Here is a 26,097-nt window from a genome sequence, read left to right on the forward strand (position 1 = left end):
GGATCTTAGGAGCCGCTATTAGTTGGGCTTTTTTTTCAATTTATTTAGTAAATTGGAAAAGTAAATTTTCAATTGTTGCAAGGTTTGCTCTTATGAGCTTATTTGCTTCAGCAATACTGTTTCCATTTTATTTAATCGAAAATTATTATTTTTTACCAACAGTGTATAATTATAATTTTATTTTATTTGTGTTGTTAGCTTCAATTTTTCCAGGCATCTTAGCTTTTATTATGTATACAAAACTACAACAAATGGTTGGCGCTTCTTTAACTGGGTTAACAGTATATTTAATGCCAATTTATGGTTCTGTATATGGATTAATTTTTTTTAATGAAGTACTAGAGATTTATCATTTCTATGGAGCAGCTTTAGTCTTGTTGGGTATTTTTTTAGCTAATAAAAAATTTTCTACATGAAGCTAATTAGTTATTTTTTCTTTTTTTTTATTATTTCATACTTGATCATATTTCTATTTATGTTCTTTTTTCAAAGATCATTTATGTACAAACCAAACATTAATAGTTATGACTTTTCATCTATTCAATTTGATTACAAAAAAGTAAAAATCCCATCTGAAAAAAATATCGAACTTAATTCTTGGTTTTCATTTAAAAATAGTAAAAATAAAACTTTAGTCTTTTTCCATGGTAACGCAGGTAATTTAAACAATCGAATTTACAAACTAAATGAATTTGATAAATTAGATTTAAATTTTTTAATTATTTCTTGGCGTGGTTTTAGTGGAAATTCAGGTAAACCAACCGAAAATGGATTATATCAAGATGCAATCAGTACTATTAATTGGTTAGAACATCTTCATAAAGCGGCGATAGATAATCAAACCCACAAAGGTGAATAGAGGGTGGTGATGGTAACAGCCCATCCTTGTATGTCTGCCTAACCACATTGGCTTTATCCGCGACGGTAATCAGGCGGTGAGTCGTGAGTGCTCTGCGGAAGTGTTCCACCCATCGCCAGAACATGGGTGTTTCCTGCTGCAGAATCACATCAGATATCTGCCAGCGTTGCACGATGTCATAGGCGCTGCGGGCTTGTCGGGTCAGGGTGCCCGGCAGTAGCATGTCCGGTTTTTCACTGTCCTGGTCAATGGCCTGTTCCCAGAGAATCAATTCCATCTGGGGATTGACGGGCGTACCCGCACCGGCGGCCATCACCCCGAGGTCCACGCAACGTAGCCATTGTTCATCCAGCCAGGATTCAATTGCCTCAACCCGGGGTGCGGGCCAGCTATGGTGGCCCAACTGCTGTTGGTGAAAACCCCATGCCTGGCAGATTTTATTGGCTAGGCGGTTGTTGGGTGTGAGGATAAGGGCACCCTTCTCGATTTGATCCTTGAGAGTGTCGATATCAAAAAGCGGGCGCATCATTGAAGTTATCTTTGTTATCCTTGACTGAAAGAAATGATCGCATAACACCTGTTGCCGACAAAGGTCGATGATCCGGTGGATGCGCCAGTCCACAGTCACAGGATACACGTCCAATCATGCAAGTCAGTGTTGATAATCTGGTTTTTTTACTCGCTGGCCTGGTGATTGGTGGGTTGCTGGCATATCTGTTTATTCGCTCGTTACTCAGCAGGGCGGAAGGATTGGCATCCGGGATGCAGAGTGAACTGGATAACCTGAGAAATGACAAGGTGCAGCGTGAGGCAGAATTGTCCAGGCTGAGTCATGAAAAAGTCAGTCTGGAAACCCGACTGGAGGCTGACCGGGTTCGTCACGAGGAGCAGCTTCAGCTATTGCGCCAGGCAAGGGAATCTCTGACCCAGGAGTTTGAAAATCTGGCTAATCGTATTTTCGATGCCAAACAGGAGAAATTTTCCGAGCAGAGCAAGCAGGCGCTTAATACCAGCATTGACCCCCTGCGCAAGGAAATTCACGACTTCCGAAAAAAAGTTGAGGATGCCTATGACAAGGAAAATGCAGAAAGAAACAAGCTGGTGGGTCAGATTGTAGAGCTGCAAAAACAGGCGCAGCGGGTTGGGGAGGACGCCGTCATGCTCGCCAACGCCCTGAAGGGTGACAGCAAGTTCCAGGGCAACTGGGGTGAGGTGGTACTGGAGCGGATACTGGAGCAGTCCGGGCTCACTAGAGGGCGTGAATACGACACTCAGGTGGCGTTGAAGGATGATGAGGGCAATCGGCGCAACCCGGATGTTATTGTGCACCTGCCAGATCAACGGGATATCGTTATTGATGCCAAGGTGTCTCTGACTGACTATGAGCGCTATTGTCGCGCCGAAGAACCGGACGAAAAACAACGTTTTCTCAAACAGCACATCAACTCGATCCGAGCACATATTACGGGCTTAAGTCGCAAGTCCTATGAACAGCTAGAGGGTGTTAACAGCCTCGACTTCGTACTGATTTTTGTGCCGGTAGAAGCCGCTTTTATGCTGGCACTGGAACAGGATCACAGTCTGTTTCGGGATGCCTATGATAAAGGCATTATTCTGGTCAGTCCCAGCACGCTGCTGGCAACGCTGCGCACTATTCACAATATCTGGCGCTATGAAGATCAGAACCGCAATGCTCAGAAAATTGCTGCTGAGGCCGGTAAGCTCTATGACCAACTGGTGTTGGTGGTTGAGTCCCTGGATGATGTGGGGAAACACCTGAACAAGAGCCAGGAGGCCTGGCAGATGACCCGAAAACGCTTGGTGGATGGTCGCGGGAACCTAGTGAAGAAGTTTGAAGATATCCGCAAGCTGGGCGCCCGCACCAGTCGTCAACTGCCTGACAAGCTGGTGGAAGAGGCGGATGACCAGGAAGAGCTGCCCCAGATAAACCACCAGACAAACAAACAGGAACAAGTAGACTGATGACAATATTACTTATCCTCGGCGCACTCATTATTGTCGCCCTTGCCGGTTACGCTATCTACCTGCAGAAACAATTACACCAGCGTAATCGGGCCAGAGAGGAACAGGCACACCAGCGCGCCGCTGATCTTGAAGAGCGGCGCGAACATTATAAAAAGAGTATCCAGATACTTGCTGCCGCGCTGGAAGCGGATCAGATGACCCTGACGGAGGGCGCCATACGTATCAGTATGCTGGCATCACAACTGGATCTTGAGGAGACAGAAAGAGATCGCTACCAAGTGTTTTTTCAACTGACTCAGGCGACCTCGCATATTCCGATTCTTGAGGACTGGAAGGCGTTAAGTACCAGGGACAAGCTACGTTTTGATCGTGAGCGCGAGGAGATTGAGGAAAAATACCGTGAGTTTGTGGTGGAGGCAGCGCGACAATTACTCAATAAGAAGGAATCTGCTTCATCGGGTGTGATGTTTTTCTCTGCTGACAATCACTAACACGCTCGAGCCCCTTGTGCCCTGAGCCCCACGACACTAATATGCCGGCCCTCACGGGATAGGGTGGTGATCGATGAATATTGAACTAGTCTTGCAGGAAAGAAGTGGCAATCAATGCGAATTGTGCAAGAACGACACTGCATTGAGTGTGTACCCGATTCCCCCTGAACTTGAAGCCAGCGATGAAAAAGCTGTCTTATTGTGTACCACCTGTCGAGAACAGATAGAACAACCGGAACTGCTAGACCCCAATCATTGGCGTTGTCTCAATGACAGTATGTGGAGTCAGGTACCTGCGGTGCAGGTGATGGCCTGGCGAATGCTTTCACGCCTGATGGAAGAGGTCTGGGCCCGTGATCTGCTCGATATGCTGTATCTTGAGGACGAGGTGATGGCGTGGGCCAAACATGGCCACGCTCAGGAACAGGAACCTGAAGAAGTTACTCGGGACTGCAACGGAGCCGAGCTGCAGGCCGGAGACAACGTCACCCTGATCAAGGACCTGGATGTCAAAGGCGCCGGATTTACCGCCAAGCGCGGGACGACGGTTCGAAATATCTCCCTCACCGCCAATCCCGAACAGATAGAAGGGCGCGTTAATGGCGTCCGTATCGTGTTGCTGACCTGTTATCTGAAAAAGGCGAATTAATCCAGTTTTAGCCTTTCTTCAGATAGGGAATACTGCCTGCGGCATCACTGTCGTCGATGACATGCAGGTTACTGATACTGCCCTTGATCCTCGACTGGCGAAATTCAGCGTATTCAGGGTCATTCAGGAAACCCTCAAGTGCTTCCATGGTCGGGAATTCAACCAGAGCAATCATGTTTGCTTTGCATTCCTCGCCTTCCATCGTCTTGATATTGCTGCTTCGTGACAGGTATTTACCCCCGTGCTTATGGGCAATATCGTGAACATTCGTGGCGTAATTCGGTATCCAGGATTCGTCGGTAATGGTCACTTCACCAATCAGATAGACAGCCATAGGGTACTCCTCAATAGTTTTTTATTGTTGTTGCTAAATCGACAGATCATCCAGTTCGGGTGCTACTGGCGCCTCCCCGAGATCGATCACTCCGAGCATGTCCAGCCAAATAGCCAGCATGTAGGCACCTAATATCCAGACGACCAACAGAGCAATGCTGATGAAAAAAACTCGCCAGTTCGACTGGAAAAGGTAGTGAACAGAGTGCTCAATCGCGTCCTTTCGCATCTGCCAGGTGGCGGCAATGGAGAGGGCGACAAGGGAATACACAAACGGGATCACAACACCGGGAAAATAGTCCGGCAGCATGGGCATGAAAAGTAGCAGGCCGACGTTAAATAAAATGCCCCCTGCCAGGGAATACTGCATGCCGCTCTGGTTATCCAACGTCTTAAAGTTCTGCCACAGAAAATAGATCATGGCCACCGGGCCGCCAAAAAAGGAGCCAAAACCAACCTGCAGGGGGGTATAGAGGCGAGGTTGCTTGATTACAATGTCATTCACGGGAGCTCCTGGGTAATGCAGATGTAGTCATCGACTTATCAATGCTTAGTTTAAACCGGTCGGCGTTTCTCTGGCAGATGCTGATTCAGTTTTTCGGCACGAAGAGGCGGTAGACGAATATCAAAAGTGCGCCACACAAGCCGGTGGTAAAAGTGATGGCCGCTGCTGAAAACCAGAAGATAAAAGGGCCGCTTCTGCCTTTAAGCACCAGGTCGCCAACCGCCAATGCGGAAAATACCGCCAGTGGGGCACTGTACGCCAGGGCCGAAAGAATGCCCCTGCGAAAACTATCCAGGGCAAAGAAACCCGCGATGATCGTGTTAAGCAACAGGCCGATACAACCTGCAGCAATGATGAGATTGCCCATGCCATTGGCGAAGGTATAAAAAAAGATGCCGAATGTGGCTAGCCCGGCAAGACTGATATTCAGGTACTGTGTTGGTTGCATACGGTAGAGTTCGAGCTGTGATTGACGGTTTGGCTGAATCGAGTTGGCCTCAGCAAAGCCAATATTTTCGGGATGGAATAAAACACGGAAATGACGACAGTGCAAATTTCTGCCTTGCTGAGGGGGGGGCACCATCAGCTGGAGGTTGATATCAGCTGAACAATCTGTAAAGGGAATCCACTATTTTTGCGCCTGGGGGTAAATGCCTTTCATCCTCCGGACGAAATTTTCCTGTGCGCACCAGACATCCCATTAACCCCGCATTAACCCCGCATTAACGGCACCCTCCACATCGCCGATCACATCGTCGCCAACCATCAGGCATTGCCCGGCCTCAAACGGTGTCGATGCAACTACCTGCTGGAAAAAATCCTTGCCGGGTTTTCCCATGATCAGGGCTTCTGTGCCTGCAGCCCACTCAATGGCACGAATGAACGGGCCAGCATCCAACATCAGCCCCTCTTCACCTTTAAAGTAACGATTCATGCCGATGCCAATCAGTTGAGCCCCGTTGATACAGAGTTGAAAAGCATGGTTCAGTGTTTGGTAGTTGAGATCGTCCCTTGCATCCCCTAGCAGAACGCAATTGGGATTGATTTCGTCAATCCCTGCCATATCACAGCGAATGTTTTCGTGAATCAGGCAATAGGGGCGTAGATTATGCTCCAGGATATAGTGCTTTGCCGCAATGGGGGCGGTAAACAGCTCATCTTCTGAAAGGGTAAAGCCCATGGCACCAAGTTTGTCCAGCAAGTGCTGGCGGGATTGGGTGGCGGTATTAGTCAAAAATCTCAGTATGAGACCTTCTTCGCGGGCTTTCTTAACAGCCCTCACGGCTCCAGGCAGCGCATCGTTACCCACAAAAAGTACGCCATCAAGATCCAGAAACAAGGCGTTAAAAGGTTTATTCATTGTGTTTAGGTCCGCTGTGTTTTCCTACCCCAAATAAGATAGTTCTAATTTTTACATCGACAGAAGAAAGTGACCAATGAAGTGTAAATATGGGCTATCTGCTGATAAGAGGTAAAGTTCTGGTCTTTTCAGGCATTTTCCCCTGTAAATTGCGACAATTGGGGGAATTAGCTCTGGATTCTTGTAAAAGGGCGTTTTAGACTCTGGCTCCAGGGCATGGCCCGGTATAAGACTTTTTTTGATTTTGAGGGTTAGAAGATGAAATTAATTAAATTATTTGGTGTTTCCGTAATCGCTATTGGCCTGACAGCTTGTGGTGGTGCGGACAATGGCGCCAAAGAAGAAAAAGCTGCTGAAGCAGCATCTGCCGTTGAGGCACCCGCCGCTGAGAAAGTAATGGAAGAGGCCACTACTGCTGCTGAAGAAGTGAAAGAAGCTGTTGTAGAGGCGGTGGAAGAAGTGAAAGAAGCTGCTCCCAAGCCAGAACCGAAAAAGCTGGAAATTCCGGAAGGTATGGTAGAAGGCAGTGTTGAGCACTCTATCTGGTTGAACAACCAGGGCCTGTAAGCCTTATTCGGTGAACACAGCTCTCTGGCATCTTGCTCTACCGGAGCGATGACTATCTGATCAGAGAGTTGTGTTTTCTTCTTCCGGCCTTCCTGCTCCTGGAAGGTATCAACCTGCCACCTGGGTAGCAGGTTTTCTTACACCATCACTGCTCTTCGTTAATTGCCGGTTTTTCAGGTTCCTCTTCGGGAATGCATGGGCGTCCACTCTGCTTGCGGACAGGGCAGGCATTCTTTACGTGCTGCCGTTTTTCTATCAGGTTGGCAATCGCTTCCTGTGGGTTGCTTGATTCGTTTTGTTTGCAGTAATTATCCATCCACTGGGCTACGGCATCCGCGTCTTTGGTGCCCAGCACGCCATCTGGGTCTTTCCCTGCATACTCGTACTCGTTATAGGCGCTGATGTATCCCTGTAACCAGGAAAGGGCATTCTGGTAATCGTTCTGCTGCCTTGCTTGCACCCATTCGGGGCAGTTCATGGAAACATTGAGTGATTCAGCACTGAGGTAGCCTGGAATAACTGGAATAACCAATGTGGCGAGAAGCAAAATCTTTCTCATTAAAAAATCCTTATGTCGCTGCATGTATTGAGACGGGTTGTGTTGAGTTGATTGCACCAATTTTTACGGGTACGGACAAGTAGTATTTGTTGAAGTCGCTATACCGGGACTTCTTTGCTGAGAAAGACCCCGCATTCCAGGTGTTGAGTGTAGGGGAATTGGTCAAACACGGCGAAATGTTTGATATCGTGAGTGTCGGATAGCGTTTCCAGGTTTTCTCTCAGGGTTTTCGGATTACAGGAAATATAAATGATGTGGTCAAAACGTTGCGTCAACCTGAGGGTGCCTTCGTCCAGGCCTGCGCGGGGGGGATCTACAAACACGGTGGTAAACCCGTAACCCTGAAGGTCGATATCACGCAGTCGCCTGAAGGGCCTGACACCATTCAGGGCCTCGGTCAGCTCTTCACTGGACATGCGCACGATGCTGACATTATCAACCTGATTGGCATTCAGGTTGTGTTCTGCAGATCGAACTGAGAGTTTTGAAATTTCTGTTGCCAGCACCCGGTCAAACTGCTGTGCCAGCACACAGGTAAAATTACCGTTGCCACAGTACAGTTCCAGCAGGTCGCCACCACACCCCCTGGATCGTTCCAGCGCCCAGTTAAGCATCTTCTGGTTAACCTCGGCATTGGGTTGGGTAAAACTGCTTTCCATTTGCTGGTAGTGATAATCCCGGTTGGCCACCTGAAGGGTTTCTTGCACATAGTCCCGTTGCAATACGATTTTTTGTTTTCGGCTTCTACCTATGACAGGCACGCCCAGTTGCGTTTGGATATCGCGTGCAGCTGTCTGCCATTCACTATCAAGTGGTTTGTGGTAAATCAGGGTAATGAGCGCATCGCCACTGAGGGTGGTGAGGAATTCAGCTGAAAACAGACGTCGGCTTAATACCTCGCTGGCATTGATTGCCTCCAGCAGAGGCGGCATCAGGGTATTGATCAAGCGGGACCCGGCTGGAAAATCTTCAATGATGTAGGTATTTTTTTCACCGGGATGGTTCATCGCGTAATGAGCACGTTGCTGTTCGTGCCATATGCGGAATTCGGCCCTCATCCGGTAATGAATGGGCGGAGATTCATGCACCTTAATATCGGGCAGCTGAAGAGTCTGAAAGTCTTCTCTCAGCTGGCGAATTTTTTGCGTGAGTTGAGTGTGATACTCGTCAGGATTAACCGGTTGCAAATCGACACCTCTATTCCGGGGTGCAAATTATACTGAATAAACAAATTGTATCAGCAGATATTCACTGGTGAGTGACAACAGGCCGGTGTCTGGCAACATCGGCGAGTCATGGTCAACACAATGGATTAAGTGCTGTGTTGACGCGTGTACGGGCTATGATTCGAGCTTTTCCCTGATTTGCCGCTGGATCTCCAGATATCGGGGCATGGGGCCGATATCTTCGAAAATCTCATTGCCTTCCTCAACGCGGATTACCTCCGGCCCCGGCACATAGGGCATCTCTGCCTCGAGAGTTTCCAGTGCGATATTGAGCAAATGCGCAGCAATCTCATCTGCAGGCAGCTGATACATCTCAGCGAGAGCCTGAAGTTTTATTTGATCTGGCTTGTGAATGGTAATTGAGGTAGGTAACAGGTCGGAGTTTTCGGCAGAACGTTTCTCCCAGGCATCCAGTAACTGGGAAAATCCCAGATGGCTTCCCTGATAATTCATCGTAACCTCTCTTATGACGTACCATGATGAAGACCAAAGATAATGTAAAACATCTACCGCAAAAAAGGTACTTTTTGGAGGGATATCTGATTGAGGTGCTCAAAATAGCGGTGACCGGGCAGGGGTTGCTGGATAGGGCTGAGATGAACGAGGGCTTGTGTACATTATTTATCCAGCACACGTCGGCAAGCCTGCTGATTCAGGAAAATTTCGACCCATCTGCTCGAGCTGATTTGGAACGATGGCTTAACCGGTTAGTTCCGGAGAATGACAATCTCTATACCCACACATTGGAGGGGCCGGATGATATGCCAGCTCATATCAAGTCCAGTCTGACGGCGACATCTATCTCCGTACCGGTCCTGGGAGGAAACTTGGGGCTGGGTACCTGGCAGGGAATCTTTCTCTGGGAGCATCGACACCAGCCGGGTAATCGCAAAGTGATACTACACCTTATCTAGCTTATGCACTTTTGATCTAGATTTTTTTCTCTCAGAATCGTTATGCGTCCAGGCCCAACTATACTTCAGGTGTTGTTATGTTTTGGGCCGTGTTTTCCGCCCTTAACGCAGGCTACTTGGTGACAGTTAAACGACCACCTTTTCTAATGATGATGGGAGGCTTTTTATGAGACGCTATTATTTTATTAGCGATGACCTTGACGATCTGAGTCAGATTGAGAAGGAACTCGAAGCCAGAGGTATGACGACACCGCAAATTCACGTGCTGAGCATGGATGATGCGGGTCTCCAGAAGCACCACCTGAATGATGTGGCCCCTTTGATGAGGAGGGATGTTTTCCGCACGACAGCCAAGGCCTTCGTATTTGGTTTTCTCTGTGCTGTACTGGTGATGGCCTTTGCCATTTTTTCTGGCGCCACGCAGAGCATTGGTTGGGCGCCCTTCGTGCTATTGGCCATAGTCGTCATGGGTTTTATTACCTGGGAAGGTGGGATGTGGGGCATTCAGGAGCCCAACATCCATTTCAAGCGCTTTGAGGATGTGATTAAAAGCGGGAAACACGTCCTGTATGTGGAGGTCACAAAAGGGCGAGAAGAAATGATGATGAAAGAGGTTGTTAGTCATCATCCGAGTCTCCAGGCGGCGGGATTAGAGGCTTCTCCCAGTGGCTTGTTGATTGACGCTGAAAACAGTGCCAGCCGTTTCGTGAAGTGGGCACCTTGAGTGAAAGGTCTGGCCTAAATAAGTTAACTTCAGGAGATCAGCGGTGTATGGTTGAAAATGAAAGCGGCTACTTGGTAGCCGTTTTTTTTGAGTGGCTCTTAAAATGATCTAGGTGGGGTATCGTTCGCTGGTGCGGGCGGCCATGATAAAGTCATTTCGGTGCAAACCACGAATTTTATGGCTCCACCAGGTGACGGTAACTTTTCCCCATTCCACCAAAAGTGCAGGGTGGTGTCCAACACGCTCTGCTTCTTCGCCGACACCATTGGCGAAGGACATGGCATCGGCAAAATTGCTAAAAGTGAAGCTTTGTTCCAACTGCCGGATGCCATCTCTTTCCTTGATAGTCCAGCCTGTGAGTTCCTTTAACAGGGTTTGTTCTTCCTCATGGGTCACTTTAGGTGCATCCGCCCGGCAGGCTTCGCACGATTCCTTGGCGATACTCACAAAAGCCCCCTTTGTGCTTTGTTATAGACAGTTTTTAGGTTTGGGAAGCCCCGCCAGACGAGCTACTGACTTTGCCGGGCTTTCCGGGAATAACTGCATTAGATAGATGCTGCGGCCCTTGCTGAGATCAAGGTGATCTGAAACGTAGCGAGTTAGTGGACGCATGGACGGTGAAAAACCAAAATCGGCATAAAACTGCCGAGCCACCCGGAGTATTTCCATGTGTGCTTCAGTGAGTTCCAGATTGTCTTCAGCCGCCAGCTGCCTGGCGGTAGGTTCCGACCAGGCAGGTAGCTTGTTGAGATGGTTAACCGATGCTTTTTCCACCAGCGGTATCAGTCATTACTGAGGCCAATCAGACTGAGCAGGCTGGTGAACAGGTTATAGATCATCACGAAAAGCGTAACGGTTGCTGAGATGTAGTTGCGCTCACCACCGTGAATGATGGCGCTGGTTTGCCACATGATGATTCCTGCTGACAGGAACAGGAACATACAGGAAACAGCCAGTGCCAGCCCCTGAATTTGCAGGAAGACATTAGCGATGGCTGCAACAAATGCCACCAATACCCCGGTCATCAGGAATCCGGTCATAAATGAAAGTTCTTTGCGCGTAATCAGCACGTAAGCCGAACAGCCGGCAAAGATCAGCGCTGTACCACCCAGAGCGGTCATAATGGGCTCGGCCCCGGATGTGGCGAGATAAAAACTCAGTATGGGACCTAGCGTAAAGCCCATCCATCCAGTCAGCGCGAATACCCAGAACAGTCCGGCAGTACTGTTTTTATTCTTCTCTACCATCCACAGGCATACGAAGTAGGGAAGCAACATCCACAGCCCCATGAAGGGCGCGTTGATAGCCATCGCCACACCACTCATAACAGCACTAAAGGCCAGCGTCATTGCCAGCAGTGCATAGGTGTTACGCAGTACTTTTGTGGCTGCGGGGTCCAGGGTCGTTGATACAACAGCCTTCTCAATTGACATGGTAATGATCCTCATTCCGCAAATTTGTAAGTTGGACCCATCTTACAAGGTGTAAGTTTCAAAGCAATGCCCATTTTGGTTATTTATTGTCGTCAAAAAAGTCCAGAATGGCCTGCTGTTGTGCTAGTCCATCCTGGTAGCCGAGCTCAAGCAGCTTGCGGCAGAAGCCCTTGGAGAATAGTAGGTAGCTGGCGGTGTTGATTCCACCTCCCCGAGCTGTGGCGCCGGTCACCTTCATGAACATGCGCACACTTTTAGGCAATTCATGCAAGTGATCGACCGCAATACGATTGATCGATTGGGAAGGGTGAATGGCTAGGGATTTTATGGGTTGCAGGTCAGATAACCCCAGTCGCTCACGTTCGGAAGTCGTCATGCTTCCAGCTAGCCTGGTTATCTTTTCAAGTGTTCCCAGGTCGCTCTCAATACTGTCTATAAAGGCACTGTTAAGCATATGCCCCATAATTTGAGCGATGGAGGGGGAGTGATATGAAGTGGGGGCAATGGGACGGGGGTTCCGTACCAGGCTGTCGCTAACCCCGATGATAAAAACTTTCTTGGCACCCATACGTAGTGCCGGGCTGATCGGTTTCAGTTGGCGCAGTGCGCCATCGCCAAAGTAGTTGTCACCAATTTTCATGGCAGGAAAAAGTATGGGAATGGCAGAAGAGGCCATGAGGTGATCAATGTTGAGGTCGGTGGGTAGTCCACGTTGCCGGGATTTCTGCCAGGGCTGGATACCCTCCTTCCCTTGGAAAAATGTAACTGACTTGCCCGAGTTATAACTCATGGCAGTGATGCTTACGGCATCCAGCTCACCGTTGGCAATAGCTTCTTTGATATGCCGAAACCGAATGTAGTTATCCAGTAGGTCGCGCAGGGGAGTGTTGTCCAGCAGAGCTTTTGGCTTGCCGATGGCGTAGCCGCTGTGGAACAGGGACAGCAGCATGTTCAGGCTGTTCTTGGCAACGCCGAGAAAGTCGGTGCGATAAACCTTTTCAGCATCCAGCTGCCGCCAGATTGCCTCAAGTTTTTTTATGCGCAAGCTGAAGGGACCGGCACGGCCAGCAATGGCCATGGCGTTGATAGCGCCAGCTGAAGTGCCGCAGATAATTGGAAAAGGGTTTTTGGTATCCCGGGGAAGTGTTTCTGCAACGGCACGAAGCACACCAACCTGATAGGCGGCTCTGGCGCCACCCCCGGTAAGTACAATCCCTGTTTTCTCTGCTTGTGAATTATTTTTTGTCATTTGCGGATATCGGCGCAGATTCCTGATGGTTGTATTGCCCCCGTAGGTTCCTTTTCTCTATTTTGGGGTAGTTTGGTCGTAGCGCCAACCCCCGTAGTGAAGGCGTACATGAGGAACTACACTGATGGATGGCGGGTTATACTCAACAGCTGTGTTTTAGTCACTGGTGACAGGGATGTTCGCCATGTATAGAAGCTATAGTTTTGCCATTGGAATTTTTGCAGTGGCCTACTGGCCAACCCTTCCGGGTTACAGTGCCATCCTGTTGATGCTTGCGTTGGGGATCCTGAGCTTTCTTCTTCGCTTTAAAATCCCTGCCTGGCTTTTATGGGGTATGTGCTTTGGGGTCTACTGGGGACATGCCAGCCTTGCCGGTCAACTGCCCGAAAGCCTGACGCCGTCAGATCATCTGGTCACCGGGATTGTTCAGGGTATCCCCGTCGACGATGGACATCGTCAGCGTTTCAATCTGAAAGTTCTCGAAACCCCAACCTTGCCCGAGTTGCGACGCTTGCGTATCAGTTGGTACCAGCCGCCTCAGGAGCTGCAACCCGGACAGGTCTGGCAATTGAAGGTTCGATTGCGCAGGCCTCGGGGAAGCGTTAATCCTGGGGGATTCGATTATCAGGCCTGGCTGATGAGGCAAAACATCTCCGCTACGGGATATGTACGCGAATCGCCCCATAATCGCCATCTGGATAGCGTGACAACCATTGATTCATGGCGTTATCAGTTGAGGAAGTTGATCCTTTCCTCCCCTCTAGATGAGCAGTCACAGGGTTTTATTGTGGCCTTAACTCTTGGGGATCGCTCTTTAATAGCTAAAACAGACTGGGATCGTTTGGCCCGGTTTGGTTTGGTACACCTGCTTGTGGTGTCCGGCTTACATGTCGGTCTCATGGCTGCCATGGGCTATTGGTTAGGTGCGTCACTGATTCGTGTGGCTACACGTTTAGGATTACAGGGTAACGCGGTCTATGGCGGTTCGGTGACAGCACTGCTGTTTGCTCTGCGATACAGCCTGTAAGCTGGATTCAGTTTGCCCACCCAGCGAGCTTTGGTGATGATTGCAGTGGCGATTGTCGCAGTATTGTTGAATCGACATGTTTCCCGGGCGAGCGGCTTTGGCCTGGCTCTGGCTGGTGTTGCTGTTATTGACCCACTGGCGGTGTTGAGTGCCGGTTTCTGGTTATCCTTTGGCGCGGTCGCAGGCTTGTTGTGGCTGGTGCCAGTGGCCGTTAACTTGTCTCGATGGTGGCGCGGCATTCAGGTGCAGTGGGTGGTGTTCCTTGTGCTATGGCTACCCTTGGTTTTCTGGCAGTTGCCGGTGGCCTGGTTCGCACCCGTCGTGAATATGCTAGTGATTCCCTGGATAGGTTTTCTGGTGGTGCCTGTTTGTCTTCTGGGTGCCGCCGTCTCACTGTTCAATTGGAGTATGGCCGTTTATTTGTGGAGCATAGCCGGGTGGCAGCTTGAACAATTGATGACATTACTCGGCACTGTTCCCATGCCTGTTTGGTTGCCGGTTTATCCACACTGGCCAGCATCGTTTAGCAATACTCTAGTGTTGATGTTGTTGGCGATTCTGTTAATTCTGCCGAATGGGTTCCCTGGACGTTGGCTCATGGCTCCATTATTGGTTGCTATCTTTTATCTGCCCAACACCAACCCATACCCATTGTCACTGACAGTTCTGGATGTAGGACAGGGGCTGTCTGTGGTGGTGAGAACCAGCAAGCACACCTTGGTCTATGATGTGGGTCCTGCCCATGGGCGACAGTTTGATACAGGCAGTGCAGTTGTCGCCCCATTTTTACGGCGTCAGGGTGTCAACAGGATAGACAGATTGATCATCAGCCATGCGGATAACGACCATGCGGGCGGTACAGCCGGACTTAATCACCTGATCCCCGCGGAAGATGTGCTTACGGGTGAAAAGCTGGAGGATGTCGACTTCAAGACTAGGTCCTGCCTGGCTGGTGAATCGTGGCATTGGGACGGGATCGATTTTGCGGTGTTACATCCACACAACAGCACAGGCCAGGGAAATAATCAGTCCTGCGTATTGTTGATTGGTTACGGTACAGAGCGGATATTGCTAACCGGTGATATCGAGTCGTCGGCAGAGCATCAACTTCTGGATACCGTCCAGGACCTTAGGGGGTCCATCAGGGTTTTATTGGCGCCTCATCATGGGAGCAAGACCTCCTCATCTGTATCTTTCGTGTCCGCATTGTCACCTGTGCATGTGCTGTTTTCGGCGGGATACCGACATCACTATGGGCACCCCGCTGAAGCGGTGCGTGAACGTTATCAATCGGCGGGAGCTGTTTTATGGAATACAGCGGAGCAGGGTGCAGTCCAGTTTAATTGGGTATCTGCTGATAACCTTGAAATCACCAATGCCCGCACTGACCGACCGCGTTACTGGTATTGATGGCTGATTTCGGAGTGGATATTTCCCCGAAATGTGAAGGGGACAATAATTTTGCTCACAGGCGCCGGTGGTTTGGTGTGGAGCAGGAATTGATTATGGTAAAGTCCAGAGCATTCAGATGACCGGGGAACGGATGTGTACGAGTTAATCATTGCAGGTGGCTGGTTAATGCTGCCGATCATTCTTTCTTCCATTGTGGTAATTGCCATAGCCTTTGAACGCTACTGGACGCTACGGCCAGCCAAGGTTGTCCCGCCAACACTGTTGGGCCAGGTTTGGCACTGGCTAAAGCAGAACCAGTTGACCAAAGAAAATATTCACCAGCTGCGGTCGTCATCACCGCTGGGAACTATTTTGGCGGCTGGAATCAGCAATTCAGCCCATGGTCGTGAGGTTATGAAAGACAGTGTTGAAGAGGCGGCTGCCCAGGTCATTCATGAGCTGGAAAAAAATCTCGCACCGCTGGGAACCATCGCCGCCATCGCGCCATTGCTGGGGTTGCTGGGAACAGTGATTGGCATGATCAAGGTATTTACGGCCATTATGATTGAAGGCACTGGCAACGCTGGGGTGCTGGCAGGAGGTATCTCCGAGGCGCTGATCACCACGGCTGCTGGGCTGACGGTGGCCATTCCGGCACTGGTCTTCCACCGTTTTTTTGAACGTCGAGTGGATTCGCTGGTGGTCGAAATGGAGGATCAGGCCGTCAAGCTGGTTGATGCTTTGCACGGCGACCGGGTGTTCCGCACCGAAGAGGGCGCTAACGGGTGAAGTTTCGCAGACAGCGGAAAAACGATCAGGGCGTCAACCTGACACCACTGATTGATGTGGTGTTTCTCCTGCTGATCTTTTTCATGGTATCCACGACCTTTACCAAGGAGTCTCACCTGGTTCTCGATTTGCCAGAGGCCGATGGCAAGATAGAAGAAACGCCCGCGCAACAGATCGAAGTATTAATCGGCAGGGAGGGTGATTACAGTATCAACGGCAAGCCGCTGATCAATCGTCAAATCGAGACGCTGATGAAAGCGCTGGATGAGGTGTCTCAGGGCAACTCGAATACCCCCCTTACGATTACCGCCGATGCCAATACAACACACCAGGCGGTGGTTACAGCCATGGACGCAGCAGGTAGAATGGGCTTTGTACATCTCAAAATAACGACAAAACAGCCTGATAACGATACCTGAGGAGTCATAGTGGCGAAGTCCGTCCCCGATACCGAACACCCTGAGATGTCCGGTATGCAGGTCTATTTACGTTTGCTTTCCTACCTCAAGGGTTACATCGGCATCTTTTTACTGAGTATCCTTGGCCTGATTCTTTTCTCCTCCATGGAGATCGCTTTTATTGACCTGTTTGGCTACACCGTCAACGCCATCAATACCCTCTCGGGTGATGAAAGTGCTGCGGGTATCGCTGCCCTTGATCTTGGCAAGGGGTCGACGACCTGGATAGCCAGCTTTCTGGGTGGTGAGGATGCCGTGCAGGACACTCGCTGGATCATTCCGCTGGTCATGTTCATGATCGCTATTGTGCGCGGCATCGGTTTTTTTGTCGGCGGTTACTGTATGGCCTACGTTACCCAGATACTGGTGCATAACCTCAGGGTCAAACTGTTTAATAAATACACTCGGCTGCCCAGTGAGTTCTTTGATACCAACATGTCCGGCCACTTGATTTCCCGTGTGACATTTCATGTGGCCCAGGTGACTCACGCAGCCACCAGCTCCTTGAAAATCATTATTCGTGAAGGCGCGCTGGTTATTGGTTTGATCGGCTATCTGTTTTACCTGAACTGGCGGCTGGCGGCCATCTTCGTCATCGTGCTGCCGGTGATTGGTACGGTGGTGGGCTTTATCAGCAAGCGCTTCCGGTTGTTGAGTCGTCGTATACAGACCTCGGTGGGCAATGTGACCCACGTGACTCAGGAGGCGGTGGGTGGCCACCGGGAAATGCACCTGTTTGGCGGCACCGAGTATGAACGTCGCCGTATGCAACAGGCCAGCAACTATAGCCGTCGTCAACATATGAAAATGGCCGTGGCGGAAGGTTTGAGTTCCCCCATTATTCAGATGCTGGTCGCCATGTCCCTGTCAGGTCTGATGTGGCTGGCGCTCGACCCAAATGTGCTAGCCAATATGAGTGGCGGTGAATTTGTGCAATTTCTCGGGTCTGCCGGACTGTTGGCAAAACCCATTCGCCAGTTGTCCGAGGTGAACAGCAGTATCCAGAAAGGCGTCGCCGCGGCGGGAACCATTTTTGCCACCCTGGATGAACCCGAAGAGATTGATATGGGCACGGTGGAAAAAGAGCGTGTTGAAGGGCGCTTTGAATTCCGCAACGTCAGTTTTGCCTACTCGGAAGAACACGGCAATGTGCTGAACGGTATCAATCTGGAAGTGTCCCCGGGGGAAAGCATTGCCCTTGTTGGGCAGTCCGGCAGTGGTAAAACAACGCTGGTGAGCCTGATTCCTCGGTTTTATAACCATGACCAGGGTGAAATTCTTCTGGATGGCATCGACGTTAATGATTACAAATTGGCCAACCTGCGGAGCCATATCGCCCTGGTCTCTCAGAACGTAACGCTCTTTAACGACACCATCTATAACAATATTGCATACGGGGTGTTGAGCCAATGCTCAGAGGAGCAGGTCAGGAGTGCGGCGAAAGCAGCCCACGCCCTGGAGTTTATCGAGCGATTGCCGGAAGGCTTTAATACCCAGGTCGGCGACGATGGGGTGATGTTGTCCGGTGGTCAGCGTCAACGGCTGGCCATTGCTCGGGCACTGTTGAAGAACGCCCCAGTATTGATTCTTGATGAGGCTACATCGGCACTGGATACAGAGTCCGAACACCATATCCAGCGCGCTCTGGAGCAGGTGATGAAAGGGCGAACCACGTTTGTTATTGCACACCGGCTCAGCACTATTGAAAACGCCGACCGCATTATGGTGATGGATAAGGGCAAAATCGTGGAGCAGGGCACTCACGAGCAGTTGTTGGCACTTAATGGTCGCTATGCACAACTGCATCAGAAGCAATTCAGTGACGATGTCGTACAATCCAGTTAAACCGGCGAATCTAGCATGACCCTCTCCAATGCTTTACAGCAGGCTTGGTACCGGCCGACTAGCTGGTCGCTCTGCCTCTTGCCTCTATCCTGGCTGTTTAGACTTGTCGCCATGTTGCGCCGCTTTTACCGGCAACGACTGTCTCCCAGCCCCGCGCTGCCAGTGCCCGTTATCGTCGTGGGCAATATCAGTGTTGGTGGTACTGGTAAAACCCCGTTGTTGGCGTCGCTGGTTGACCATTTCATCAAACTGGGCTATCGGCCGGGGGTCATTAGCCGAGGCTATGGAGGTGACCATGGGGATAACCCCATGCTGGTCACGTCCGAAAGTACGGCGGAGCAGGTGGGCGATGAGCCCTTGCTGCTGGCCTGTCACTGCCCTGTGGTTGTTTGCAAAGATCGTTACCAGGCGGGTCTTTTTTTACTTGAACACACAGATTGCGATCTGATCATGAGTGACGATGGCCTGCAACATTATCGTCTACCCAGGGATATTGAATTGGTGGTGGTGGATGGTGAGCGCGGTTTTGGCAATCGCCATTGCCTACCGGCCGGCCCGCTACGGGAACCGGTAACCAGGCTTGAAGAGGTGGATTTTGTTCTGGTGAACGGCTCGGAATCTACCGATCATAAAGATAATCAGGACGTGTTTCAGCTGCTTCCTATCGCTCTGCGTCATCTGAAGAGTGGCACTGTTATATCGCCCCAGCAGTGGCAGGGCGGGAAACGGGTTCATGCGGTGGCGGGTATCGGAAATCCGCAACGTTTTGCTCGCTCTCTCAAAACATTGGGGCTGGAGCCCATACTGCATCCGTTGCCCGATCATCATGTCTTTACCGGTGAGGAATTGTCTTTTGATGATGATCTGCCGGTTATCATCACAGCCAAAGATGCGGTAAAGTGCGCCCAATTTGGCCTGGACAACCTCTGGGTGCTCGATGTGACGGCGGTGCTGAGTAGCGATTTGCTGTCACGTCTTGCCAAACGGGTTGCAACACTTAAAAAGAGTAACTGAACTGACATGTCGTTTTCCGTAGTGATTCCCGCACGCTTTTCCTCCACCCGTCTGCCGGGCAAGCCCTTGCGTGATATTGCCGGAATGACAATGATTGAACGGGTCTATCGTCAGGCTGCCCTCAGTCAGGCAGAGCGGGTTATTGTTGCCACGGACGACCAGCGAATCGCCGATCAGATAACTGCTTTTGGCGGCGAGTGTTGTATGACATCTGCTGAGCACCAGTCCGGTACTGATCGCCTGCAGGAGGTGGCTCAGCAGTACAAGTTCACCGAAGAGCATATCGTGGTGAATGTTCAGGGGGATGAGCCATTGATTCCGCCCCAGGTGATCGATCAGGTTGCGGCCAATCTGGCCGGTCAGAAAACAGCTGGTGTTGCCACGTTGTGTGAACCCATTGTCGATGACACCAGTTTCCTCAACCCCAATATTGTTAAAGTGGTGGCAGACCAGAACGGTCTGGCACTTTATTTCAGCCGAGCCCCCATACCCTGGCCCCGTGAATTTCCGGATAACCGCGTTGCGTCAATTTCCGACACCCTTGCACCCATGCGTCACATTGGGATCTATGCCTACCGTGTGGCGTTACTGAATCAGTTTGTGACTTGGCCGATGGCTCCCTTGGAGCAGATAGAGTGTCTGGAACAATTGCGTTTTCTCTGGAGTGGGGAGCGCATCCACGTTGCAGCTTCCGTTGAAGACGTCCCGGGCGGCGTGGATACGGAGGAAGATCTACAGCGCGTGATCGCCATGGTGGAAGCGGGAAAGCCATGAAACCGATCAGAGTGTTGTTTGTCTGTCTTGGCAATATCTGCCGTTCCCCCACGGCCCACGGTATTTTTGAAAAAATGGTGCGGGAGTCCGGACTGGAAGAGCAGATCCTGATTGATTCCGCCGGAACAGGTGACTGGCATATCGGCCGTCCTCCAGATCGTCGCGCCAGTGCTGCAGCCCTGGATCGTGGACACGATCTCAGCCACCTGCGGGCGAGGCAGGTGCGACCGGAAGATTTCCGAGATTTTGATTACATACTGGCCATGGATCAGCAAAACCTCTGGGACTTGAAGGCTCTGGCATTGCCCGAGTTCAATGGCCACCTGGGCCTCTTTCTTGACTTTGGTACCAGTGGCCTGAAAGAAGTCCCTGATCCTTATTACGGTGGCGAGGAAAATTTTTCCCAGGTGCTGGATCTGGTTGAAGATGCGGCCTCCGGCTTACTGTCCCATTTGCGTGAGCAGCTAGGTTGATGCTGCATATCCAGTCCGCAGTCCCTCTCAAATCAATGAACACGCTGGCTCTGCCAGCAACAGCTGAGTACTTCTGCCGAGTAGACACGCTGGATGTGCTTCGGGAAGCCCTCACATGGGCTCGTGACAAAAACTTGAAAGTTACGGTGCTGGGGGGCGGCAGTAATGTCATTCTGGCTGACAATATTCCCGGGCTGGTTGTGGCTATGGCGATTCCCGGCATAGAACTGGATATGCAGGACAATGACCGGCGCCTGGTGCATGTGGGTGCTGGCGAGAACTGGCATCAGCTGGTGTTACACACTTTGGCGAAAGGGTGGTTTGGTCTGGAAAACCTCTCACTGATTCCTGGATTGGCCGGGGCGGCGCCCATTCAAAACATCGGTGCCTATGGGGTTGAACTCAGCGAGCATTTTCATAGCTTGGCTGCTATACACGTCGATACTGGCGAGCAAGTCATCCTCTCAGCTGAAGACTGCCAGTTTGCCTACCGGGACAGCGTTTTCAAACACGCCGTTCGCGATCAGTATGTCATTACATCACTGACGTTAGCCCTAAGCTCTCAGCCGACATTAAGGCTGGATTACCCCGCCCTGAAACAGGCTATTGCGCAGCAAAATCTGTCTGAGGTGACACCAGAAGTGGTTTCCCGCGTCGTGTGTGATATTCGCCGCAGTAAATTGCCCGACCCTATGGATATACCTAATGTTGGCAGTTTTTTCAAAAACCCCGTGATTTCTTCTGAGCAGGCCGAGCAACTGGCAGGTAATTACCCTCAGCTAGTGACCTATCCTCAGTCAGATGGCAGCGTCAAACTGGCGGCTGGCTGGCTGGTGGATCAGACGGGCTGGAAAGGAGTATCCCGTGGACCGGTCGGTGTTCACCAGCAACAGGCTTTGGTACTGACCAATCGTGGCGGTACCGGTCAACAGTTACTGGAGTTGGCGGATGAAATTATTCACTCCGTACAGAGTAAATTTGCCATTACTCTGGAGCTGGAACCCCGCATATACCCATGAGCCAGTATTCACTGCTTGAGGCAGATCGCGATGTTTCCCTAATCAATCTGCCCGGCGGGCAGTTGCGCTATTTTCCTCACCTGTTTCCTGAGTCGGAGGCAGACCAACTGATGGCCTCTCTTCAGGCAGAGATTCCCTGGGAACAGAGCGATATCTGGATTGCCGGGCAAAGGCGCAAGATTCCCAGGTTGAATGCCTGGTACGGCGATGCAGGTGCAGATTACAGTTATTCAGGACGCCTGTTTCGGGCATTGTCCTGGTTGCCTGACTTGAAAACGATCAAGCAACAGGTGGAATCAGCTTGTGGTACCGTTTTTAACAGTGCGCTGGTCAATCTTTACCGCGATGGTAGGGACAGTGTTGATTGGCACAGTGACGATGAACCAGAGCTGGGAAGCAACCCCATCATCGCTTCCGTCAGTCTCGGTGCCGTTCGCCGTTTTCAGATAAAACACAAATCATGTCGAGAAGTTGGCTTGAGAGAGCTTGATCTGGGTCACGGTTCCCTGTTGGTGATGGAGGGAGAATTTCAACATCACTTGCGTCATCGTTTGCCGAAGATGCCTGGGGTGAATAAGGCGCGATTGAATATCACTTTCCGTCGGGTTCACGTGGCAACCTTGTTCCCTCAGTGATAGCCTAGGCGCAAATTTTAGGTCATATACATGAGTGCTGGATTGGGTCTGAAAAGTGTACTGGTGGTGGACGATCATGATTTGATTCGTCTTGGCATCTGTCGCATGTTGACGGAGGTTGACGGCATCACTGTCACGGCCCAGGCATCCAGTGGCGAAGAAGCTATCGAAAAGGTCCGTGAAGTACAGCCAGATATCATCTTTATGGATATTCGCATGCCCGGTATCGGTGGTCTTGAGGCAACCCATCGCATTCTTTCCCATTATCCGGATACCAAGGTGATCGTCGTGAGTGCTTTTAACGACGATGTACACCCGGTGGCACTTTTGAAAGCCGGTGCATCCGCCTATATCACCAAAAATGCCAATTCCACAGAAGTAAAAATTGCCCTTGAAAAAGTGCTTTCCGGTGGGGTGTATATCAGCCCTGAACTGGCGCAGATGATGGCGATGAATGGGATTAAACCTGCTTCCGACAACTCGCCGTTGGGGTGCCTGTCCCAGCGGGAATTACAGATCGCTGCCCTCATCACCAGTGGTAACCGGGCGAAAGATGTTGCTGAAACACTGAACATCAGCCCGAAAACCATCAATACCTACAAATACCGCATTTATGAAAAGCTGGGTGTTACCAATGATGTGGAACTGACTCTGGCAGCCGTCAAATATGGTCTGGTAGATCCATCAGAGGTTATATAGCAGCCTGTTGAAAAACCATCTGCGTGGTTTTAACACCGAGTTAAATACGCTCATTTATTCGGGATAAACTTCTATTTTCACCCACTCTTGCCTTGCATTAACGGGCTAATAAACGTTTTTTAGCAGGCCCAATCCACCCGTAGCCGCATCCCCTGTAGAATGGCGGTATGGCTTTCGACTCAAAACCTTTCCTGCAGCAGTTAACCCAGCGTCCCGGCGTTTACCAGATGTATGGTGAAGATGGGGCGGTGCTCTACGTGGGCAAGGCTAAAAATCTGCGCAAACGCGTGGCCAGTTATTTTCGCAACAATGGGCTTTCTCCGAAAACCGCCGCACTGGTGGGTCGTATTGCCAATATTGATGTGACGGTGACGCAGACAGAAATCGAGGCGCTGCTGTTGGAGCAGAACCTGATCAAGCAGAACCGCCCGCCGTTTAATATTCTGCTTCGGGATGACAAATCCTATCCCTACATCTTCCTGTCAGACCGCGATGACTTTCCCCGGTTGGCTTTTCATCGTGGCAGCAAGCGTCGGGGCGGTAGCTATTTCGGGCCTTTTCCCAGTGTGCAGGCGGTTCGCGACAGCATGAACTTTTTGCAGAAAACCTTTCGTGTCCGGCAGTGCGAAGACAGTTTTTACCGCAATCGGTCACGTCCCTGTCTGCAGTATCAGATTAATCGCTGCACCGCCCCCTGTGTGGACCTGGTTTCTGCAGAGGACTATCAGCGTGATGTTCGCCATACACGCATGTTTCTGGAGGGTAAAAGCGATGGACTGATACGCGAACTGGAAACAGATATGGATCAGGCATCGCTGTCACTGGACTTTGAGCGCGCAGCCCAGTATCGCGACCAGATCGTGGCGTTGCGGACAATTCAGGCGGAGCAGGTGGTTGAGTCGGGTAATGGTCAGATTGATATTATGGCTGCCGCGCTGGAAGGTGATCAGGGGTGTGTCCATGTCCTGTACATCAGGCAAGGGCGCATACTCGGCAGCCGCAGCTTCTATCCCAAGGTGCCCCTGGCGGCCAGTGAGGGCGACTTACTGGCGGACTTTCTACCGCAGTACTACCTGCGAGAGGGCGCGCGGGGTGACTTCCCCAAACAGGTGATCACCAGCCATGCGGTACCTGAGAGCGGCCTGCTTGCCGCAGCCATCAGTGAGGTGGCGGCATTCAAGGTCTCCGTACAACAGGGGGGGCGCAGTACCCGTGCGCAATGGCTTGACCTGGCCGAACGCACCGCCAGGCAGAATCTCAATGGCCGAATGGCCTCGCGACAGAATACACAGCAGCGCCTGGATGCCCTGCAACAGCTGCTCGATCTGGAAACACCACCGGAACGGCTGGAGTGCTTTGATATCAGCCACAGCAGTGGCGAGGCTACCATGGCTTCCTGTGTGGTCTTTGATAATAACGGTCCCCTTAAATCCGATTATCGCCGTATGAACATCCGCGATGTGGCAGCGGGAGATGACTACGCTGCCATGGAGCAGGCTTTGGTTCGGCGTTATACCCGGATAAAAAAAGAGGATGGCAAACTGCCGGACGTATTGCTGATTGATGGTGGCAAAGGGCAAATGCGCAAGGCGGCATTAGTTCTCGATGAGCTGGGTGTCGTGGGTGTATTGGTTGTTGGAGTGGCCAAGGGCAGAACCCGCAAGGCGGGCTTCGAGACACTGTTGCTGTCACGGGGAGATCACGAAGTGGTCTTAGATACCCAGTCTTCCGCGCTATTGTTGATTCAGCAGATACGGGACGAGGCTCATCGCTTTGCCATTACCGGGCACCGTCAGAGCCGTGATCGTAAGCGCCGCACCTCTACGCTTGAGGGTATTGAGGGCGTGGGGCCGAAACGGCGCAGAGAGTTACTGCGATTCTTTGGTGGTGTGCGAGAAGTGGAGCGGGCCAGCGTGGCGGAATTGATGCGTGTGCCCGGAATCAGCAGGAAAGTTGCCGAAAGTATTTACAGTGCCCTCCACAATGGGTAATTTGTTCCCTCGCCAAAAATAGCCGAAGTAGTATCTGTCCATGTGGAATCCTCCTAATATTCTTACCCTGCTGCGCATCGCGATGATTCCCATCCTGATTTTCGTCTTCTATCTGCCGTGGGAATGGCGACACCTTGCCAGTGCAGCTATTTTTGGTATTGCTGCAGGCACAGACTGGCTGGATGGTTACCTGGCACGCAAGCTAGACCAGTTCACGCCTTTTGGTGCTTTTCTCGATCCTGTAGCGGATAAACTGATTGTCGCCTCGGCGCTAGTTATGCTGCTTGAGGAACACGCCACACTGCTGTTTGCCTTGCCAACCATTGTTATTATTGGCCGTGAAATCGTGATCTCGGCGTTGCGTGAATGGATGGCAGAACTGGGCAAGCGTACCAGTGTTGCAGTGTCTTACCTGGGTAAGGTGAAAACCACCCTGCAGATGATTGCCATTGCCTTTCTGCTCGCCATTGATCCGACTGCACACCCAACACTCGATTACCTGGGTATTGCACTCCTGTATGTAGCGGCCATACTCACCTTGTGGTCCATGATCATTTATCTGCGCGCTGCTTGGCCGGAGTTATCCAAAGTCAATTGAACAAAACTTGTTCAGCTATTTGAGTGACGGTGGTGTACAGGGGAAAAATGAGTTGATTCTCGGCGGTCAATCCATAGAATACCCGCCTTCTTTACTGTTCTTTGAAAAACTCGTCGGGTACAATCCCGCATCCCGAAGGCGCGGTGGCAGAGTGGTCATGCAGCGGACTGCAACTCCGTGTACGCCGGTTCGATTCCGACCCGCGCCTCCATTATTCTCCCGGCACAGCGAAAGCATTTATACAAATGGAGCCGCTGTGCCGTTGACCATCCCCTCCATGCCCGGATGGCGAGCGCCTGGCGGACCTGACGGTAGCCAGCGCCTACACCTCCACCCATATCAATCTGACTATCCCGGACGGCTCCACCGACTGGGGCGCGGGCGCGGTCATCACCGTCACGCTACCGCAGCTGTTATTGGCTGGGTAGAGAGCGACGACGCAAATACTGCTGATACTTCAATGGTTTCATTGGGACCAGGGGGTATGAACTTGGGAGAGTTGACCCCACTAGGCAATGCCTTCGCTGC

33 protein-coding genes, 1 tRNA gene and 1 pseudogene are annotated in these 26,097 nt (G+C 51.0%); 22 read left to right on the forward strand and 13 right to left on the reverse strand.

All coding sequences use genetic code 11. The annotated features are described in order from the left end of the window. A partial coding sequence (locus ACYZYZ_RS00090) for an EamA family transporter (RefSeq protein ID WP_461482821.1) occupies positions 1-416 on the forward strand: 416 nt, incomplete at its 5' end. An 83-nt stretch (positions 417-499) separates the two neighbouring features. Then, the gene (locus ACYZYZ_RS00095) at positions 500-859 is read left to right on the forward strand and encodes an alpha/beta hydrolase family protein (protein WP_461482822.1); all 360 of its coding nucleotides are present in this window, start codon (positions 500-502) and stop codon (positions 857-859) included. Here ACYZYZ_RS00095 and ACYZYZ_RS00100 read toward each other — a convergent pair. After that, entirely contained in the window at positions 798-1,388 is a 591-nt protein-coding gene (locus ACYZYZ_RS00100; RefSeq protein WP_461482823.1) for a hypothetical protein, read from the reverse strand. The two genes, ACYZYZ_RS00095 and ACYZYZ_RS00100, sit on opposite strands and share 62 nt — an antisense overlap. A gap of 116 nt (positions 1,389-1,504) precedes the next feature. Between ACYZYZ_RS00100 and ACYZYZ_RS00105 the strand changes: the two genes are divergently transcribed. The 3 genes from ACYZYZ_RS00105 (at position 1,505) to ACYZYZ_RS00115 (ending at position 3,985) form a co-directional block, all read left to right on the forward strand. Next, the gene (locus ACYZYZ_RS00105; RefSeq protein WP_305170833.1) at positions 1,505-2,842 is read left to right on the forward strand and encodes a DNA recombination protein RmuC; all 1,338 of its coding nucleotides are present in this window, start codon (positions 1,505-1,507) and stop codon (positions 2,840-2,842) included. Beyond that, on the forward strand, positions 2,842-3,336 hold the full coding sequence (locus ACYZYZ_RS00110; protein ID WP_461482824.1) for a DUF2489 domain-containing protein: 495 nt from the start codon (positions 2,842-2,844) through the stop codon (positions 3,334-3,336). The genes ACYZYZ_RS00105 and ACYZYZ_RS00110 overlap by 1 nt, the downstream gene beginning before the upstream one ends. Positions 3,337-3,409: 73 nt before the next feature. Then, complete coding sequence (locus ACYZYZ_RS00115; protein ID WP_461482825.1) at positions 3,410-3,985, forward strand: PhnA domain-containing protein; 576 nt, start codon at positions 3,410-3,412, stop codon at positions 3,983-3,985. A gap of 7 nt (positions 3,986-3,992) precedes the next feature. On the opposite strand, the gene ACYZYZ_RS00120 is transcribed toward ACYZYZ_RS00115, so the two are convergent. The 5 genes from ACYZYZ_RS00120 to ACYZYZ_RS00140 all read right to left on the reverse strand — a co-directional run bounded on the left by ACYZYZ_RS00120 (position 3,993) and on the right by ACYZYZ_RS00140 (position 6,183). Further along, a complete protein-coding gene (locus ACYZYZ_RS00120) occupies positions 3,993-4,319 on the reverse strand; it encodes a DUF1330 domain-containing protein (RefSeq protein WP_461482826.1) in 327 nt (108 codons plus the stop codon). A 33-nt stretch (positions 4,320-4,352) separates the two neighbouring features. Beyond that, positions 4,353-4,823, reverse strand: coding sequence for a hypothetical protein (locus tag ACYZYZ_RS00125; protein ID WP_461482827.1), 471 nt, complete (start codon positions 4,821-4,823; stop codon positions 4,353-4,355). 85 nt (positions 4,824-4,908) lie between these two features. Beyond that, positions 4,909-5,376: a hypothetical protein gene (locus ACYZYZ_RS00130; protein WP_461482828.1), complete on the reverse strand. Its 468-nt coding sequence runs from the start codon at positions 5,374-5,376 to the stop codon at positions 4,909-4,911. Between the two features lie 46 nt (positions 5,377-5,422). Next, the gene (locus tag ACYZYZ_RS00135) at positions 5,423-5,524 is read right to left on the reverse strand and encodes a hypothetical protein (RefSeq protein ID WP_461482829.1); all 102 of its coding nucleotides are present in this window, start codon (positions 5,522-5,524) and stop codon (positions 5,423-5,425) included. Beyond that, the gene (locus ACYZYZ_RS00140; RefSeq protein WP_461482830.1) at positions 5,524-6,183 is read right to left on the reverse strand and encodes a TIGR01458 family HAD-type hydrolase; all 660 of its coding nucleotides are present in this window, start codon (positions 6,181-6,183) and stop codon (positions 5,524-5,526) included. The genes ACYZYZ_RS00135 and ACYZYZ_RS00140 overlap by 1 nt, the downstream gene beginning before the upstream one ends. A 258-nt stretch (positions 6,184-6,441) precedes the next feature. On the opposite strand from ACYZYZ_RS00140, the gene ACYZYZ_RS00145 reads away from it, so the two are divergent. Next, positions 6,442-6,750, forward strand: coding sequence for a hypothetical protein (locus tag ACYZYZ_RS00145; RefSeq protein WP_461482831.1), 309 nt, complete (start codon positions 6,442-6,444; stop codon positions 6,748-6,750). A gap of 145 nt (positions 6,751-6,895) precedes the next feature. Here the strand turns inward: ACYZYZ_RS00145 and ACYZYZ_RS00150 are convergent, their stop codons facing one another. From ACYZYZ_RS00150 to ACYZYZ_RS00160, 3 genes are all read right to left on the reverse strand, one after another. Beyond that, complete coding sequence (locus tag ACYZYZ_RS00150) at positions 6,896-7,309, reverse strand: hypothetical protein (RefSeq protein WP_461482832.1); 414 nt, start codon at positions 7,307-7,309, stop codon at positions 6,896-6,898. Positions 7,310-7,407: 98 nt separating this feature from the next. Beyond that, on the reverse strand, positions 7,408-8,496 hold the full coding sequence (gene trmA / locus ACYZYZ_RS00155; protein ID WP_461482833.1) for a tRNA (uridine(54)-C5)-methyltransferase TrmA: 1,089 nt from the start codon (positions 8,494-8,496) through the stop codon (positions 7,408-7,410). A gap of 153 nt (positions 8,497-8,649) precedes the next feature. Continuing rightward, on the reverse strand, positions 8,650-8,988 hold the full coding sequence (locus ACYZYZ_RS00160; protein WP_461482834.1) for a hypothetical protein: 339 nt from the start codon (positions 8,986-8,988) through the stop codon (positions 8,650-8,652). An 86-nt stretch (positions 8,989-9,074) separates the two neighbouring features. Between ACYZYZ_RS00160 and ACYZYZ_RS00165 the strand changes: the two genes are divergently transcribed. After that, positions 9,075-9,449, forward strand: a complete 375-nt coding sequence (locus ACYZYZ_RS00165) for a secondary thiamine-phosphate synthase enzyme YjbQ (RefSeq protein WP_461482848.1) — start codon at positions 9,075-9,077, stop codon at positions 9,447-9,449. 166 nt (positions 9,450-9,615) lie between these two features. Beyond that, positions 9,616-10,173: an NAD/FAD-utilizing enzyme gene (locus ACYZYZ_RS00170; RefSeq protein WP_461482835.1), complete on the forward strand. Its 558-nt coding sequence runs from the start codon at positions 9,616-9,618 to the stop codon at positions 10,171-10,173. 108 nt (positions 10,174-10,281) lie between these two features. On the opposite strand, the gene ACYZYZ_RS00175 is transcribed toward ACYZYZ_RS00170, so the two are convergent. The 4 genes from ACYZYZ_RS00175 to ACYZYZ_RS00190 all read right to left on the reverse strand — a co-directional run bounded on the left by ACYZYZ_RS00175 (position 10,282) and on the right by ACYZYZ_RS00190 (position 12,855). Beyond that, a complete protein-coding gene (locus ACYZYZ_RS00175) occupies positions 10,282-10,620 on the reverse strand; it encodes a 4a-hydroxytetrahydrobiopterin dehydratase (RefSeq protein WP_461482836.1) in 339 nt (112 codons plus the stop codon). A gap of 21 nt (positions 10,621-10,641) precedes the next feature. Further along, positions 10,642-10,947 (reverse strand): TusE/DsrC/DsvC family sulfur relay protein, encoded by a 306-nt coding sequence (locus ACYZYZ_RS00180; protein WP_461482837.1) that lies wholly within the window; start codon positions 10,945-10,947, stop codon positions 10,642-10,644. Between the two features lie 8 nt (positions 10,948-10,955). After that, positions 10,956-11,606, reverse strand: coding sequence for a Bax inhibitor-1/YccA family protein (locus ACYZYZ_RS00185; RefSeq protein ID WP_305170818.1), 651 nt, complete (start codon positions 11,604-11,606; stop codon positions 10,956-10,958). A 79-nt stretch (positions 11,607-11,685) separates the two neighbouring features. Beyond that, a complete protein-coding gene (locus ACYZYZ_RS00190; RefSeq protein ID WP_461482838.1) occupies positions 11,686-12,855 on the reverse strand; it encodes a patatin-like phospholipase family protein in 1,170 nt (389 codons plus the stop codon). A gap of 184 nt (positions 12,856-13,039) precedes the next feature. Here ACYZYZ_RS00190 and ACYZYZ_RS00195 point away from each other — a divergent pair. The 14 genes and pseudogenes from ACYZYZ_RS00195 to ACYZYZ_RS00260 all read left to right on the forward strand — a co-directional run. After that, positions 13,040-15,292: pseudogene (locus tag ACYZYZ_RS00195) on the forward strand (DNA internalization-related competence protein ComEC/Rec2). A 135-nt stretch (positions 15,293-15,427) separates the two neighbouring features. Next, positions 15,428-16,063, forward strand: coding sequence for a MotA/TolQ/ExbB proton channel family protein (locus tag ACYZYZ_RS00200; protein ID WP_305170815.1), 636 nt, complete (start codon positions 15,428-15,430; stop codon positions 16,061-16,063). Beyond that, positions 16,060-16,482, forward strand: coding sequence for an ExbD/TolR family protein (locus tag ACYZYZ_RS00205; protein WP_305170814.1), 423 nt, complete (start codon positions 16,060-16,062; stop codon positions 16,480-16,482). Before ACYZYZ_RS00200 ends, ACYZYZ_RS00205 begins: the two co-directional genes overlap by 4 nt. A gap of 9 nt (positions 16,483-16,491) precedes the next feature. Next, positions 16,492-18,366, forward strand: a complete 1,875-nt coding sequence (gene msbA, locus ACYZYZ_RS00210; protein WP_461482839.1) for a lipid A export permease/ATP-binding protein MsbA — start codon at positions 16,492-16,494, stop codon at positions 18,364-18,366. Between the two features lie 15 nt (positions 18,367-18,381). Then, a complete protein-coding gene (gene lpxK, locus ACYZYZ_RS00215; RefSeq protein ID WP_461482840.1) occupies positions 18,382-19,380 on the forward strand; it encodes a tetraacyldisaccharide 4'-kinase in 999 nt (332 codons plus the stop codon). Between the two features lie 6 nt (positions 19,381-19,386). Beyond that, positions 19,387-20,154: a 3-deoxy-manno-octulosonate cytidylyltransferase gene (kdsB, locus tag ACYZYZ_RS00220; protein WP_461482841.1), complete on the forward strand. Its 768-nt coding sequence runs from the start codon at positions 19,387-19,389 to the stop codon at positions 20,152-20,154. Then, positions 20,151-20,627, forward strand: coding sequence for a low molecular weight protein-tyrosine-phosphatase (locus tag ACYZYZ_RS00225; RefSeq protein ID WP_461482842.1), 477 nt, complete (start codon positions 20,151-20,153; stop codon positions 20,625-20,627). The genes kdsB and ACYZYZ_RS00225 overlap by 4 nt, the downstream gene beginning before the upstream one ends. Next, complete coding sequence (gene murB, locus ACYZYZ_RS00230) at positions 20,627-21,646, forward strand: UDP-N-acetylmuramate dehydrogenase (protein WP_461482843.1); 1,020 nt, start codon at positions 20,627-20,629, stop codon at positions 21,644-21,646. The genes ACYZYZ_RS00225 and murB overlap by 1 nt, the downstream gene beginning before the upstream one ends. Next, positions 21,643-22,281, forward strand: a complete 639-nt coding sequence (locus ACYZYZ_RS00235) for an alpha-ketoglutarate-dependent dioxygenase AlkB family protein (protein WP_461482844.1) — start codon at positions 21,643-21,645, stop codon at positions 22,279-22,281. Before murB ends, ACYZYZ_RS00235 begins: the two co-directional genes overlap by 4 nt. A 30-nt stretch (positions 22,282-22,311) precedes the next feature. After that, positions 22,312-22,980 carry a response regulator gene (locus ACYZYZ_RS00240; protein WP_461482845.1) on the forward strand — a complete coding sequence of 223 codons (669 nt, stop codon included), beginning with the start codon at positions 22,312-22,314 and terminating at the stop codon, positions 22,978-22,980. 167 nt (positions 22,981-23,147) lie between these two features. Then, complete coding sequence (uvrC, locus tag ACYZYZ_RS00245; protein WP_461482846.1) at positions 23,148-24,971, forward strand: excinuclease ABC subunit UvrC; 1,824 nt, start codon at positions 23,148-23,150, stop codon at positions 24,969-24,971. Positions 24,972-25,011: 40 nt separating this feature from the next. Beyond that, entirely contained in the window at positions 25,012-25,569 is a 558-nt protein-coding gene (gene pgsA / locus ACYZYZ_RS00250; RefSeq protein WP_305170807.1) for a CDP-diacylglycerol--glycerol-3-phosphate 3-phosphatidyltransferase, read from the forward strand. Positions 25,570-25,706: 137 nt separating this feature from the next. After that, positions 25,707-25,780, forward strand: a tRNA-Cys gene (locus tag ACYZYZ_RS00255). A 45-nt stretch (positions 25,781-25,825) separates the two neighbouring features. Beyond that, the coding region (locus ACYZYZ_RS00260) for a hypothetical protein (protein ID WP_461482847.1) at positions 25,826-26,097 on the forward strand (272 nt) is incomplete at its 3' end.

It is taken from the genome of Porticoccus sp. (assembly GCA_023261185.1).
GTDB classification, from domain to species: Bacteria; Pseudomonadota; Gammaproteobacteria; order Pseudomonadales; family Porticoccaceae; genus Porticoccus; species Porticoccus litoralis.